The organism is Wolbachia endosymbiont (group A) of Brachyopa scutellaris (assembly GCF_964026995.1).
GTDB classification, from domain to species: Bacteria; Pseudomonadota; Alphaproteobacteria; order Rickettsiales; family Anaplasmataceae; genus Wolbachia; species Wolbachia pipientis.
Window position 1 is genome coordinate 836,687 of record NZ_OZ034720.1, and the last position, 14,149, is coordinate 850,835.

The 14,149-nt window shown below is 35.1% G+C and carries 17 protein-coding genes and 1 pseudogene; 6 read left to right on the top strand and 12 right to left on the bottom strand.

From position 1 onward, the window contains the following. Window positions 1-10: 10 nt before the first annotated feature. A complete protein-coding gene (locus AAGD93_RS04185; protein ID WP_341819121.1) occupies window positions 11-1,294 on the bottom strand; it encodes an HlyC/CorC family transporter in 1,284 nt (427 codons plus the stop codon). An 88-nt stretch (window positions 1,295-1,382) separates the two neighbouring features. Further along, on the bottom strand, window positions 1,383-2,561 hold the full coding sequence (locus AAGD93_RS04190; RefSeq protein ID WP_265039635.1) for an aspartate aminotransferase family protein: 1,179 nt from the start codon (window positions 2,559-2,561) through the stop codon (window positions 1,383-1,385). Window positions 2,562-2,836: 275 nt separating this feature from the next. On the opposite strand from AAGD93_RS04190, the gene AAGD93_RS04195 reads away from it, so the two are divergent. Then, a complete protein-coding gene (locus tag AAGD93_RS04195) occupies window positions 2,837-4,009 on the top strand; it encodes an NADH-quinone oxidoreductase subunit D (RefSeq protein WP_341819123.1) in 1,173 nt (390 codons plus the stop codon). 27 nt (window positions 4,010-4,036) lie between these two features. Here the strand turns inward: AAGD93_RS04195 and AAGD93_RS04200 are convergent, their stop codons facing one another. Beyond that, complete coding sequence (locus AAGD93_RS04200) at window positions 4,037-4,180, bottom strand: hypothetical protein (RefSeq protein ID WP_153296793.1); 144 nt, start codon at window positions 4,178-4,180, stop codon at window positions 4,037-4,039. A gap of 198 nt (window positions 4,181-4,378) precedes the next feature. Here AAGD93_RS04200 and AAGD93_RS04205 point away from each other — a divergent pair, with 198 nt between their 5' ends. The 4 genes from AAGD93_RS04205 (at window position 4,379) to AAGD93_RS07680 (ending at window position 5,489) form a co-directional block, all read left to right on the top strand. Continuing rightward, window positions 4,379-4,642 carry a transposase gene (locus AAGD93_RS04205; protein WP_065106809.1) on the top strand — a complete coding sequence of 88 codons (264 nt, stop codon included), beginning with the start codon at window positions 4,379-4,381 and terminating at the stop codon, window positions 4,640-4,642. A gap of 177 nt (window positions 4,643-4,819) precedes the next feature. Continuing rightward, window positions 4,820-5,116 (top strand): IS3 family transposase, encoded by a 297-nt coding sequence (locus tag AAGD93_RS04210; protein WP_341819911.1) that lies wholly within the window; start codon window positions 4,820-4,822, stop codon window positions 5,114-5,116. Window positions 5,117-5,119: 3 nt separating this feature from the next. Further along, window positions 5,120-5,284: a DDE-type integrase/transposase/recombinase gene (locus AAGD93_RS04215; RefSeq protein WP_264705614.1), complete on the top strand. Its 165-nt coding sequence runs from the start codon at window positions 5,120-5,122 to the stop codon at window positions 5,282-5,284. Continuing rightward, window positions 5,274-5,489 (top strand): IS3 family transposase, encoded by a 216-nt coding sequence (locus AAGD93_RS07680; RefSeq protein ID WP_353277370.1) that lies wholly within the window; start codon window positions 5,274-5,276, stop codon window positions 5,487-5,489. The genes AAGD93_RS04215 and AAGD93_RS07680 overlap by 11 nt, the downstream gene beginning before the upstream one ends. Before the next feature lie 44 nt (window positions 5,490-5,533). On the opposite strand, the pseudogene AAGD93_RS04220 reads toward AAGD93_RS07680, so the two are convergent. From AAGD93_RS04220 to AAGD93_RS04245, 6 genes and pseudogenes are all read right to left on the bottom strand, one after another. After that, window positions 5,534-6,566: pseudogene (locus tag AAGD93_RS04220) on the bottom strand (IS256 family transposase); the annotation flags it as partial. A gap of 84 nt (window positions 6,567-6,650) precedes the next feature. After that, a complete protein-coding gene (gene rmuC, locus AAGD93_RS04225) occupies window positions 6,651-7,982 on the bottom strand; it encodes a DNA recombination protein RmuC (RefSeq protein WP_341819124.1) in 1,332 nt (443 codons plus the stop codon). 682 nt (window positions 7,983-8,664) lie between these two features. Then, window positions 8,665-8,817, bottom strand: a complete 153-nt coding sequence (locus AAGD93_RS04230; RefSeq protein WP_341819125.1) for a transposase — start codon at window positions 8,815-8,817, stop codon at window positions 8,665-8,667. Between the two features lie 53 nt (window positions 8,818-8,870). After that, window positions 8,871-9,005, bottom strand: coding sequence for a hypothetical protein (locus AAGD93_RS04235; protein WP_259349141.1), 135 nt, complete (start codon window positions 9,003-9,005; stop codon window positions 8,871-8,873). Next, window positions 9,002-9,136, bottom strand: coding sequence for an IS3 family transposase (locus AAGD93_RS04240; protein WP_007548354.1), 135 nt, complete (start codon window positions 9,134-9,136; stop codon window positions 9,002-9,004). Before AAGD93_RS04240 ends, AAGD93_RS04235 begins: the two co-directional genes overlap by 4 nt. Before the next feature lie 434 nt (window positions 9,137-9,570). Further along, entirely contained in the window at window positions 9,571-10,281 is a 711-nt protein-coding gene (locus AAGD93_RS04245) for a class II aldolase/adducin family protein (RefSeq protein ID WP_341819126.1), read from the bottom strand. A gap of 280 nt (window positions 10,282-10,561) precedes the next feature. On the opposite strand from AAGD93_RS04245, the gene AAGD93_RS04250 reads away from it, so the two are divergent. Next, a complete protein-coding gene (locus tag AAGD93_RS04250) occupies window positions 10,562-11,185 on the top strand; it encodes a hypothetical protein (protein WP_341819128.1) in 624 nt (207 codons plus the stop codon). Here AAGD93_RS04250 and tsaB read toward each other — a convergent pair. The 3 genes from tsaB to AAGD93_RS04265 form a co-directional block, all read right to left on the bottom strand. Further along, window positions 11,180-11,764, bottom strand: a complete 585-nt coding sequence (gene tsaB, locus AAGD93_RS04255) for a tRNA (adenosine(37)-N6)-threonylcarbamoyltransferase complex dimerization subunit type 1 TsaB (RefSeq protein ID WP_341819129.1) — start codon at window positions 11,762-11,764, stop codon at window positions 11,180-11,182. The two genes, AAGD93_RS04250 and tsaB, sit on opposite strands and share 6 nt — an antisense overlap. After that, on the bottom strand, window positions 11,764-12,894 hold the full coding sequence (locus AAGD93_RS04260; protein ID WP_341819912.1) for a cation:dicarboxylate symporter family transporter: 1,131 nt from the start codon (window positions 12,892-12,894) through the stop codon (window positions 11,764-11,766). Before AAGD93_RS04260 ends, tsaB begins: the two co-directional genes overlap by 1 nt. 138 nt (window positions 12,895-13,032) lie before the next feature. Next, complete coding sequence (locus AAGD93_RS04265) at window positions 13,033-14,022, bottom strand: ribonucleotide-diphosphate reductase subunit beta (RefSeq protein WP_065094944.1); 990 nt, start codon at window positions 14,020-14,022, stop codon at window positions 13,033-13,035. Window positions 14,023-14,149 lie beyond the last annotated feature (127 nt).

A 14,149-nucleotide genomic window follows, 5' to 3' on the forward strand; every position in this document is an offset into this window, starting at 1 on the left:
ACTCCACTAATTAATTGCTGCCACTAATATTACCAGTTTTTACTTGCACTTCAACAACAGTAATAATATTTTTATCTTTTTTTAAAATCTTAAAGCGAAAACCATACATGGAAAACTCCTCGCCTTCGTCAGGAATGCGCTCTATTTCATTCACAATCATACCTGCTAGAGTTGTAGCTTCTTCATCAGGGAGATTCCAGTATAACTGCCTGTTAATGTCCCTAATAGTAGATTTTCCTTCTATGTGATACATATTATCAGATATTTTCTTTATAAAATTCTCCGTAATCAAATCATGTTCATCCGAAATTTCTCCAACTATTTCTTCCAGTATATCCTCAAGAGTTACAATTCCCTGCAGTGCTCCATACTCATCAATAACAAATGCAAGGTGTTTCCTGTTCTTACGGAAGTTGTGAAGTTGCACGCTGAGCGGTGTACTTTCTGGTATGAACCAAGGCCTTGACATAACTTGGGTAATGTCAACTTCTTCCGCTTTATTATTCTTTTCACGCAAAGCATTTATTAGAGCTTTCACGTGAATTACACCTACAATGTTATCTGGTTCCTTCTGCCATAAAGGTACTCTACTGTGACTGCTGGTTAAAATCTCTCTTATTAACTCTTCTTTATTCCGATCTATATCAAGAGAAAATAGGTTTCTTCTATGGGTCATAATTTGTGATATCTCTGTCTCAGCCAAATCAAGTATGCTGCTTAGCATATCTAAATCCTGTTGCAACATAGTTCCTTCACTGCGGTGAAGAGTAATCATATTACGCATTGCATCCGCTGCAGATATCACTTCCTTATCTTTATGCAGCCCACATAATTTTAGGATGAGGTTAACAATAAATTGAATACCTAGTGTCAATGGAGAAAAAATCTTTACAAAAAACAATACAAAATAAGCAGAAAATGATGCAAATTTTTCAGGATTTTGAATAGCATAAGTTTTTGGTAGAACTTCGCAGAACAATAAAATACAAAATGTCATTATAATTGTTGATAGGAGAATGCCCTCATTTCCAAAAAGATTGATAAATATTGCTGTAAATAAAGCAGAGCAAGTAATATTAATAATTGTATTGCCGAGCAATACCGTTCCTATTGTCAATTCTTTCCTATTTAATAAGCGGTCTATTATCTTGGCTCTTTTGTTACCGTCTAGCTTTAGCTTATTAACTCGAGAACGGCTAATTGAGGTTAAGCCTATTTCTGCTCCTGAGAACAAAAACGATAAAACTAACAAAACAAAAATTGCTGATGACACCAAGACCAATAACCAATCCATTAAAGTACGATGTTATTGTGATAAAAAATAAAATTAATTTTACATGTTATGAGAGGCATTTGCAAGCCTGAATTTATATTGCCGAATTTTATATATCTTTAATCTTAAAAAACAAATCATAAAGCATATTATACGCTGCGTTCACATGCTCATCCTCAATGATAAGTGGTGGGGTTACCCTTACTACTTTGTTGTTTAAAACCCTAGTTATTATTAAACCTTTATCAAGAGATCGACTAATAATTTTATCAGCTACAGGAGTTGCTAGTTCTATTCCCATTAGTAACCCTTCTCCACGAACTTCTAAAATCATCTCAGGAAATTCTTTAGCTAAAAGCAACAGCTTTTCTTTTAAATATTTACTAATTCTTTTAACATGATCAAAAAAGCCTTCTTTTAGCATTATATCGAGCACTGCATTACCAACAGTCATGGCAAGTGGATTGCCACCATAGGTTGATCCATGAGTTCCTGGAGTAATTGCTTCTGCTATGTAATCTTTCACTAAACATGCAGCTACAGGAAAACCGTTACCCATAGCCTTCGCACAGGTTAGCATATCAGGTTCAATGCCGACATTTTGATAATGAAATAAAGAACCGATGCGTCCATATCCGCACTGCACTTCATCAAAGCACAAAATTATTCCTTGAGCTTTTGTTATTTCCCTTACTTTTTGAAGATATTCTACGTCTAGTGGATATACTCCGCCTTCGCTTTGTATGGGCTCTAAAAACACAGCAGCTATTTCATTATTGATTTTTTCTTCTAATGCTTTAGTGTCATTTCTTGGCACTTTATCAAAACCAGAAAGAAGCGGAGCAAAACCTTCGCGTGATTTTTCATTACCTCCAGCAGAAATTGCAGCAATACTGCGGCCATGAAACCCTCCTTCAATTGTAACAATACGATTACGTTTTGCTTGCCCTTTTGAATAAAAGTAACGACGAATAAACTTAATTGCAGCTTCTGTTGCTTCAAGTCCACTTGAGCAGAAAAAAACTTTATCTGCAAAAGTAAGGGTTGTTAAACGGTCAGCAAGCCTTTCTTGCTCGGGAATAGTGAAAATGTTAGAGCAGTGCCATAATGAACTCGATTGCTCTTTCAGCTTATCTGTAATGTATGGATGACAATGCCCTAAAGAAGTTGTAGAAATACCTGCAGCAAAATCTAAATATTTTTTACCATCTTTATCAAAAAGATATGCCCCTTCTCCCCTGACTATAGGAGTGTCAAGTCTATTATACGCATTAACAACATGATCCATTTTATAAGTATTGTGGTATTATCTATACTATACCTGAAATGAATCCATTAACACAAAGCTTTTCCTTTAACCTCTTATGCTACTTCAACTAAAAATTTGGCTAATGCAAACCTTTTTTGTCATTCTATAGCTAAAGTGACTTGGTTTTACCAACACTTATTAGCCATTGTAAAAGTTTTTGTTTCTATTGAATGATAGTTGTAGCCTATGCAAGAAGTTTATTGACTTTGAGCGCACTTTAGCCTATACAATTTTAATATCTTAAACTACTGGACATGCCCGATCTAAAGACAATGATGTTAAATTTTGGACCTCAGCACCCAGCTGCACATGGAGTGTTGCGTCTTGTTTTAGAGATGGATGGTGAAGTGATCGAGAGGGCAGATCCCCATATTGGGCTTTTGCACCGCGGTACTGAAAAATTAATAGAACATAAAACGTATCTTCAAGCTTTGCCTTATTTTGATCGCCTTGATTACGTATCACCAATGTCACAAGAGCATGCATATTCACTTTGTGTGGAGAAATTGTTGCAATGTGAAGTGCCAATTAGGGCAAAGTATTTACGTGTCTTGTTTTGTGAACTGACGAGAATACTAAATCATTTACTGAACGTTTCTTCTCAAGCACTTGATGTTGGAGCAATGACCCCTCTTTTATGGCTCTTTGAAGAAAGAGAAAAAATACTGGAATTTTACGAAAGAGCTTCAGGTGCAAGGTTTCACGCAGCTTACATCAGGCCAGGTGGAATTGCAGCAGATGTTCCAGAAGATTTGATTGAGGATATTGCAAAGTTTATAGAGCAATTTCCAAAATATATAGACGATGTTGATGAACTTTTAACAGAAAATAGGATATGGAAGCAACGCACTGTAGGAATTAGTGAAATATCAATTAAACAGGCACTTGATTGGGGCTTTAGTGGCCCAATGTTGCGCGCTGCTGGGCTTGCTTGGGATTTGCGAAAAAGCCAGCCATATGAGATATATGATCAACTAGATTTTGATATACCGATTGGCCAAAATGGCGACTGTTATGACCGTTATCTAGTTAGAATGGCAGAGATTAGGCAATCTATCAATTTGGTGAAGCAGTGCATAGAGAAAATGCCTGAAGGGCCAATAAAAACTGAAGATAGAAAAATTTCTCCACCGTCAAGAGCAGAGATGAAAAAATCTATGGAAGCTCTGATTCACCATTTTAAGCTCTATTCAGAAGGATATCACGTACCAGAAGGTGAGGCTTACGCAGTTGTTGAGGCACCAAAAGGTGAGTTTGGAGTGTATATAGTTTCAGATGGTACCAATAGACCTTATAGGTGCCGAATAAGAGCACCTGGCTTTGCGCATTTACAAGCCTTAGACTTTATGGCAAAAGGACACATGCTTGCTGACGTTGCAGCAATTATTGGCTCACTCGATATAGTTTTTGGTGAGATTGATAGGTAATCATTGGTACCCGTTCAGGCAATGGCGTCATGCAAGTAGCTGACACATAACTGTACGAACATTTGTTTGCAAAGGCAGTATGTTAAGTGTTATAGCCGATTTTGCCTCAAACACAAAGGCAGTGCCTTGACTACTTGGATCCAGAAAAATTGATTGTGTACTATACAACATTTTCGATTAAAAGCGTAACCGTTCACTGTTAGACTGCATTCTGTGATTTTTAGCAAAACATGATCTTTCATTTGAGCTTCCTTCAATTTAAAATAAATACAGAAAATTGCTGCCTATAGCTAAACTGACCTTACCCAAAAAAAGTGGAGAGAAAGAAAAGAGTTTTTTCGGGTAAAATAAAATTTTGGAGGATTAGAAATGGTAAGAGAATATACAGCAGAATTCAAATTGGAAGCTGTTAAACTGGCAAATGAACAAAGAAAGGCAGGTCAAACAATTACAAAAATAGCAAAGGATTTAGGAATAAAGGGTGGTTTATTAGGAAAATGGATAAAGAAACACAACGAAAAAAAGTCGGCAGCAGATGCATTTCCAGGTAGAGGTAACATGGCTCCTTACGACAAAGAGAGGTTTGACTTACAAAGAGAGTTAGCAAGAGTAACAAGGGAAAGAGACATTTAAAAAAAAGCCCTGGCCAGTCAAAAAGAGTAAAATATTTTTTTATAAAAGAGCATAGTAACTGCTATAAAGTACAGGAATTATGTAGGATTTTTTGCTAGTGGCTACTATAAGTGGACCACAAGAAAAATAAGCAGTAGAGAATCAGCAAATAAAGAGCTACTCGCAGCTATTCAAAAAATATATCAAGTTTCTAAATGTAGATATGGAGCTCCTAAAATTCATGCTGAATTGAAGGCTTTGGGTAAAAGTTGCAATTTGAAAACGGTGCAAAGTATTATGCAGAAAAATGACATCAGTGCTATACTGAGAAGAAAGTTTAAAATTAAAAAACAACAAACAGATAATAGAGCTGTAGCTCCCAATATACTAGATCAAAACTTTGTTGTTGATCAACCAAATAAAGTATGGGATTACTTACATCAAAACCAAGGAGGGATGGCTATATTTGGCAGCAATAATTCTCACGTATGGTAGTTAATGAGTAGTGCAATAAATAAACAATTGGTTATGAACTCTTTATTAATGGCCGTTAACAAGCGTAAACCTGCCAAAAATCTACTATTACATAGTGATCAAGGTTCACAATATACTTCGCAAGGTTATCAATATCTCTTATCCATAAAAAACATAGATGAGTCATAAAGGTTGTTGTTACGACAATTCTGTTGTGGAAAGCTTCTTCAGTTCTCTAAAAAGGGAGTTACCAATAGACACCTCTCGGCACTCTAAACAGCATATCAAAACTGCTATATTTGAATATATAGAAATTTTTTATAACAAACAACGTAGACACTCCACTATTAACTATTGCATTCCTGAGCATTTTGATTCATCATTCTCTTTGTGAAAAACATTCCAAACTTTCTCTCCACTTTTTCTGGGTAAGGTCAGTCTATGCAATCCCTCAATAGGATTGGTAGTATAAATTAGCCTCCTGACTGGGCCAGAATACTTGAAATAGCCGGATCCAATTATTCTGCCAGGATTTTATGACTAGTGGATATTTTTCTCCCCATTTTTCTTCCAACTCAAGCAGATAATTTTCAGCTATTTCTCTACTTGAAGCCTGATATACTTTTTTCAAATCACTCATGAAAGTCTTCACATCTTTGCTAGATACATATTTCAGAGAATTGCGTATCTGATGCACCACACATAGCTGTACTTCCGCATTAGGAAACACACTGTTTATGGCTGCAGGAAAGCTTTTTAGCCCATCAACACAGGCAATTAGAATATCTTCTACTCCTCTTTCTTTTAGATCATTTAGTACTCCCAACCAGAAGTTAGCTCCTTCACTTTCAGCCAAATAAAAACCTAATACTTCTTTTCTGCCATTTTGGTCTATGCCCAATATATTGTACATACATTTACTTACACAATGTCCGTCCTCTTTGACTTTAAAAAACCATGAACACTATCGGATATACAGACTGCAGCGGGCGACTACGCCATTCGTTGATTATCGGTAGCAATTTGTCGGTAATACTTGATATCTCTGCTGCAGATATTTTGTGATCATAAATCTCCTCTACATGCGATGCTATATCTCTGTATCCCATACCACTGGCAAATGTGCTCAAAATCTTCGTTTCAAGCTCTGGTTTGTTTGCCTTTTTTTGACTATTTGGGGTTCAAAGCTTCCCTCCCTATCTCTAGGCGTCAAAAGCTCAAATGAACCTGCACTTGTCCGTAAAGTCTTTCCATTTCTCCCATTTCTTCGATTATTCTCTTCACTTTCAGCTAATAAGTGATTTTCTATTTCACCTTCCAAACTTGCCTCCAGCAGCTTTTTTATAAATGGTGTAAATGCTCCATCCCTTCCTGTTAATGGTCAGCCTTCTCGTATAGACGACAGAATGTTTGTTTCTAATTCTTTATAATCTACCAATCCGGTAGTTCTGTTTACTACTTTCTGACTCATTGTCAAACCTCCATTTTTTTTATATCAATTTATTACTTTTTTTTTGGTTTGACACACTTTTTTGAACATTCCCTGTTAAGATGCCTAATCTACTTTCAGCTCCTCAGTATGTAAACTGCGTGGTAAAGACTCTAATTCCTTTGCAGCACTTAAACTTTTATTTTTTGCATGTATACCAAGCTTATTGAATTCTCGAGCAGCAGGAAACACCCTTGCTTCAAGAGAGCCAGCAGTTTTATTATAATGATCAACAGCACTTTTTAAGCTCCTGCGCAAATTATCAAAGTTTTCACCCATTGTGCAAATGCGCTCATATAAAATATGACCTAGTTCACTGATTTTCTTTGCGTTTTCAGCTATCATCTCTTGCTTCCATCCATACGCTATTGCTCTCAGCAACGCAATTAGAGTGATCGGTGTTGCAATGATCACTTTTTTTTCCACTCCAATCTCTATCAAAGCAGGCTCATATTCCAGTGCTGCGCTAAAAACCCCCTCCCCTGTTAAGAAAAGCACCACAAGTTCTGGCGTATTTTCAAATTGATTCCAATACTCTTTTTTACCCAAGTCATTTATGTGTTTTTTTATTGCCAGGGAATGATTCTTTAATTTCTCCTTTTGTATTTGCAAATCATTTTGTGATATAGCATCCATGTAAGAATCAAGCGGCACTTTAGCATCTATTATTATTTGCTTTCCAGATGGCATTTTGATTATTAAATCAGGACGCAATAAATTATCCTCGTTTTTATCAACCACTGACGGCTGAGTAAAAAAATCGCAATATTCAATCATTCCTGCTATTTCTACCACCCTTTTGAGCTGCATTTCACCCCACTTTCCTCTGATGTGAGGCTTTCTCAAGGCATTAGCAAGGCTGGAAGTTTGGTTCATCAGCGCTCCAATTTGCTCCTTTAAACCTTCATAGGCCCCTACCCTCTCTTTTTCTAGCTCACGTATTTCATTATCGAATTTTTCTAATTTTTCTTTTATTGGAGTTACAACTTCGTTGATCGTTGCTTGTCTTTTTTTGAAATCGCTTTCCGTTTCTTTTAATTTGTTATCAATGACTTCCTTCGCTAAGTTCAGAAAATTATTATTGTTCACTTGCAAGGCATCAAGAGAGAGCGCTTTAAAAGTGTTTGTTAATCTCTCCTCTGCTTTTGTTAGTAATTCTATTTCCTTTTTCTTTTCCTCACGTTCTTTTTGCAGAGTTACTTCAAGTTCTGCTCTTTTGACCCTTAAATCAACTATTTCTTCATTCTTCGTAAGCAAACTTTGCTTTGTTTCTTGAAGTTCTTGCTCTAATTTACATAAATTACCCTCAAGGTTTGCTTTCTTTTCGCTCAGTTTTTTTACGATAATGTAGAAAAATAGTAATAGAGAGACAACCAGAGCTATAGAATTGAAAAGCATCAGAATAAAAAAGCTGTATTTACAATTCTATATGATTTTTGTGTGTATAAGAAAGAAAAAAGGAGCACCTAAAGAGGTGACCTTACCCAGAAAAAGTAGAGAGAAAGTTAAGACGTTTTTATCATGAGAATAAATTGTGCAGGAATGCAATAGTTAATAGTAGAATGTCTACGTTATTTGTTATAAAAGATTTCTATGTATTCAAATATGGCAGTTCTGGTTTGTTGAGCGAGAAGTATCAATAAGCAGCTCCCTTTTAAGTGAACTTTTCTGCAACAGAGTTATCGTAACAACAGCCCTTATGGCTCATGCTGGAAATGATGTTTTTTGTATTCAATAGAAATTGGTAATTTTGAGAGGTATACTGTGACCCTTGATCTCTATGTAACAGCAGATTTTTATCGGGTTTGCGTTTATCAACGGCCATCAATAAAGAATCTATAACTAATTATCGTGTTACTCATTAACCACCATGCGTGAATATAGGTCAATTATTGCCGCCAACAACCTTCTTTAGTTTTTATGTAGGTAATCCCAAACTTTATTTGGCTGATCAGTAGTAAAATTTTGATCCAATGTGTTCGGAGCCACAACTCGGTTGCTTATTTGCTGTTTTTTATTTTTCAACCTTCGTCTAAGCTTGGCTTTAATGCCATTTTCTTGCATAACACTTTGTACTGTTTTAATTTTTGCCTAAAGCTTTTAATTCAGCGTGAATTTTAGGTGCTCCATATCTGCATTTAGAAGCTTGATGTATTTTTTGAATATCTCCTAGAAGCCCTTCTTTTGCTAATTCTTTACTGCTTTTTTCCTTAGCAACCCATACCACCAGCACAAAACCCTACATAGTTCCTGTGTTTTATAGCAATTTCTATATAAAACAATACTTTACTCTTTTTCTTTGCCCAGGGCTTTTTTTAAAATGTCTCTTTCTCTTGTTAGTTCTTTTTTTAGATCAAATCTTTCTTTGTCATAAGGAGCCTTTGCCTGGAAATGCGTATGCTCCAGACATTTTTCCATCATATTTTCTTACTTAACATACTGCCATCTATACCTAGATCTTTTGCTATTTTTGTACTTGCTTGACCTGTTTCTTTAACCAGCTTAACAGCTTCTAATTTGAATTCTGCTGTATATTCTCTTCTATTTGTCATATTTTGAAAAAACGTTTTATTTTACTCCAAAAACGTCTTAACTTTCTCTCTACTTTTTCTGGGTAAGGTCAATTAACTGCAGTAACAAATTCAAGTTTTCCGATATCAATGCCAATAAAATTTTGATAAGATGTAACCATAAAAAACCTCGAGAGTTTAAGTTAAAATTTAAGATTGTAAACGGGTGCATATATATGTCCCAAGCAACTATTCAAACGTCTCGAAGAATAGACCTTGATATCTACGTATGTTATAATACTACCGTCTTACGGTCGCTCAAGCCTGCGATAATCACATTTTTATAGAGTTATCTTCCTTCTTGCTTCTTTTATATCACATTTCCAACTTACAACCGTCATAAAGGAACCAGTGTCAGCTACTTGGATGACGGGAGAAGGCGCTACTTGGATGACAGATAGTAGTGCGAAAGTCTCTTACAACTTACTTTTAATTAGTCTAACCCATGCGTGCCAATCCCTCTCACCAAGATTGCTTTCAAAAGATAGGAGATCCTTTACAGCTTTTGAGCAAATTTCTTCACTTGGAATTGATAACTCCTTATTCATTGCTAACGCTAAACATTGAGTTTTGCACGCTTGTTCTAAATGATATGTGTAGAACATTGCTTCTTGTATAGTCCGACCACACGTTATGGATCCATGATTACGCATTAACATCACAAAATTCTCTTTCAGGTCAGCTATTAGTCTCTTTCCTTCTGCATCATCAAGTGCCAGGGAGTTATAATCATGGTAAGATATTTTATTATAAAAGTGCAGTGCCCATTGACTTGTAGGAATCAGCCCATCTTTGAGAGAAGAAACCGCTACAATAGAAGGTGTATGCAAGTGAAAAATTGCTTGAATATCTTTCCTTGCTTGATAAACAAAACCATGAATTATATAGCCAGTTCTATTATATTGATATTCTTTGCCTTCAATTACATCTCCATCAAATGATACTTTCATTAACGAACGTTCATCTACTTCATCAAAACGCATACTAAACGGATAAATATAAAACGACTTTTGATCTTCAGAACGCACTGAAAGGTGAGTATATGTATGATCATCGAACTTAAGGTAGGACAAAATCTGATAGGCATAGACTAGATCCCTTTTTACTCTGCTCTTTGTTAACAACACAATCCTCTGTTAGAATCTTCTGAAGGTTTATACGCGAAAAGAGACTTGTAGTAAACTAATAAGTCTATGCCACTCTGTCTTGCTTTCTGAATACCAAACACTTTTGTGTTGTAGCTTGCTTAAAAATAGTTATCGTTATTATAGAGTTTATATACAGAATTTATGTTTTTAAATTACATAATATCTTAACTACAAAAATAACTTTCTATATAATATTTCATATGTTTTAAAGCTTCATTTTCATGTTATTATAAATGTAAGTTTCAAGATTGAAAATAATATGGTAAATATTAACACAAAAAAACAGCCAGCAGGATTTTTCATATATCTCTCTGGTCTTTCGGGAAGTGGTAAACTTTCCACAGCAATAGAATTATCTAATATGATAAACGCATTAATTGTAAATAGTAAGTTCTATAACAATGTTCAAGCTTGCTCTATATACGATGGTGTCTTTGAACGTGATCAAATACCTAAAGAAGTTCAAGATAGAATATATGGCATTATGCAAATTATGCTTCAGGTAATAGAAAATTATCCGATTCACTCAAAAAATTACATATTTATTGATGAGTTGATGGAAAATAATGACCAGAACATGAGGATGTATGATTCAATAGTAAGGCTTAGTAAAAAAATGAACACAGAAATCCTTCCTGTGGTACTTAGGTGTGATCTACCGACATTACAAAAGCGTATTGCATTAAAAAGGCAAAGAAAAAATAGGAAGGTGATCAATCTAAATAGCATGATAGAGCAATGTAGGATTAACAATTTATTTACACCACCGAGTGCTATAGAGATAGAAAATTCAAATATGAGTATAAAAGAAGTAGCTCAAGAGATAGTAAACCAGATGCACAAGCTTAGCCAAATTGCGTATATGCAAAAAAATAGTCTATAGCAATTTCATATACTGAGGCTTATTTAAATATAGAGCTTCAACTTCATTTAATTTTTGCTTGTTCTTCAGTCTATAATGAACTAATAGCCCTGCATGGCTAGCATTTAAATTGCAATCCATATGTGTACTGCTTGTAGCGTGACCAGGGTCACATGCTGCAGTTGGACCAGACAGCGGCAATAAATTGAAATCAAATAACTGTGTATAAAACCCTTGAGCATTTTTGATTATAGCTCTGATATTTTTTTTGCTATTTGCACAAAGCAAAGATATTGCGTAGGCTTGAACTTCCAGCGCACTAACCCCGTATAACGGCTTATTTGTAGCAAGATTTATACCTTGTGCAGCTGATATACCAACTCTAATTCCAGTGAAACTTCCTGGTCCAACTACTACCGCCAAATGATCTATTTTATCATAATTATAGTTGTGCTTATCAAATAAAGTACTTAGTATTTGAAAAAATGATTCTGCATGACTATTGCTGGTGGAATTGTGCTCTACAAAACAGTTACCATCATAATCAACTATTGCTATTGAACTACCAATACCTACAGTATCAATCGCTAAAATAGACATTACTTAAGCTTATCATAGAGTTTTGAAAATATTATAGTAAAGGCACCATTACCCATAACATTTGCTGAAGTGATTATTGGATCAAACACTATATACAATGCTGTAATTAACGAAAGCATTTCTGGAGAGAATTTGAGATATTTCTCAAGAATAGGTAGCATTACCATAATTCCTCCTGCCGGCACTGCCACGATAGCAAACTTAAATAACAAAAAATAGAGAAGAAAAGTTACATAATCTATTGTGAACAATGAATAACCGGAGGCAATTATCATTGATAATATTATGATAAAAAAGCAATCACCTACTAAATGAAAGCTAGCAGTTATTGGTATGACAGATGATGCTATGTCAGGTTGCTTTACATTTTTTTTGCTTCCTTCAAGAGTAAGTGGCATAGTTGCATTACTAGACATTGTGCTCATTGCAGTAATAAATGCCGGTATCATATTGCCTATACTAGCTATCCAGCTTGTGATCTTGAATGAATTTGCTGCTCCATATAAGAGGAAAACATAAAGGTAGGTTGCAGATGCTATAATAATGAAAATTATTGAGTAATCCTTAAATATTATAGATAAAACTTGATCATGCTGCATTTTTAAAGCAAGCCCAAGTACAAATATTGGAATAATCGGCGTCAAAAACGTCTTCAAAATAAAGAGAGTTAAATCTAACATTTTGTTCGAAAGCTCTTTGCTTTTCTTGGGTAGCAGTGTGGACACTACTATGCTGGACACAAATCCACAGGCAAGGGCATAAAAATTAGAAAGCAATGCAGGCAGCCTAAACGACCATAAGGGAACAATTGTTTCTTCATACGTTATATCTTGTATTGAATGAGTGTTTTGTATGATAAAATGCCCAACAGAATAAGCTATTAAACTTGAAGCCAGATTTGACAAGAAGATCATTATAATAAGTAACAATATGAACTTTATAGCTGAATGCTTAAGATTGTTAACACTGCTAAAGATTAACGCAAAAATAATAAAAGGCATTATAAATAGCAAAACCTCTTTTATACTCAGGCTCGTTGAGTACAAGAAGGTTTTTGCTTCCATTGGAACTAAATGACCAAAGAATGCAACTGAAGTGATGACCGTGAGTAAGATTAATAGTTGTAGCACGTTCTTATATACCAATGTCCTACGGACATATATATGGTAAGTTAGTTGTTAAGTAAAGCAAAACTGTCTAAACTGCACAGCAAATGGTGTAATTAAAGTAGCTGACACTGGAATGACAAAGAAGAGTGAAATTAGCACTCACTTATTATTCGTGTCGTTTTCAGTAAAAGCCTCCTCCCATGTGCCTTGAGTTGCTGCACGGCTATACTCTGTTACTCTATTTTCAAAGAAATTCGTATGTTCCACGCCATTTAGTATTTCATCAAGCCACGGAATAGGATTATCATTAACATCATATATGGACTCAAGACCTAATTGCATTAACCGTCTGTTTGCTACGTAGCGTATGTAATTGCGCACTTCTTCTGCAGATAGTCCTTCAACGTCTCCGAAATTAAAAGCAAGCTTTATAAACTCATCCTCAAGCTCAACAATAGTGCGGCATGCAGAATATAATTCCTCTTTAAACTCATCGTTCCAAATTTCATTATTCTCTTTAATAAATGTATTAAATAACATAATAATTGAATTGGTGTGCAAAGTTTCATCACGGGCTGACCAGGCGATTATCTGCCCCATTCCTTTCATTTTTCCAAAGCGTTGGAAATTGAGCAAAATTGCAAACGATGCGAATAACTGCAACCCCTCGGTAAATGCACCAAACACTGCTAGGGTTTTAGCTACATGTTTTTTATCATGTTTTTTGCTTTCCTCAAATTCTAGCATATACTCATACTTCTTTCTCATAGCATCATACTTTAAGAATGCTTGATACTCGCTTTCTGGCATGCCAATTGTGTCTAAAAGATAAGAATAAGCTGCAATGTGTATAGTTTCCATATTGGAAAAGCTTGCAAGCATCATGCATATTTCTGTTGGCTTAAATATATTTGAATAATGCCTCATGTAGCAGTTATTTACTTCAATGTCTGCCTGAGTAAAGAATCTAAAAATCTGAGTTAGTAGATTTTTCTCTACGTTTGAAAGTTTAGTTTTCCAATCCTTTACGTCATCAGCAAGCGGAACTTCCTCAGGTATCCAATGGATTCTTTGTTGCTGCAGCCACGCATCATACGCCCAAGGGTAATTAAAAGGTTTGTATATTGGATCTGCTTCTAACAATGACATAAGACACCTATTATTTTCTAAAGTAAATATTATATTAAGTGATATTGAGAATCAGTCAATTTAACTTTTTTGAAATTTGACGGCAGATAATTTATTAGTGTATTATAGCTTCAAGTAATTTATCAAC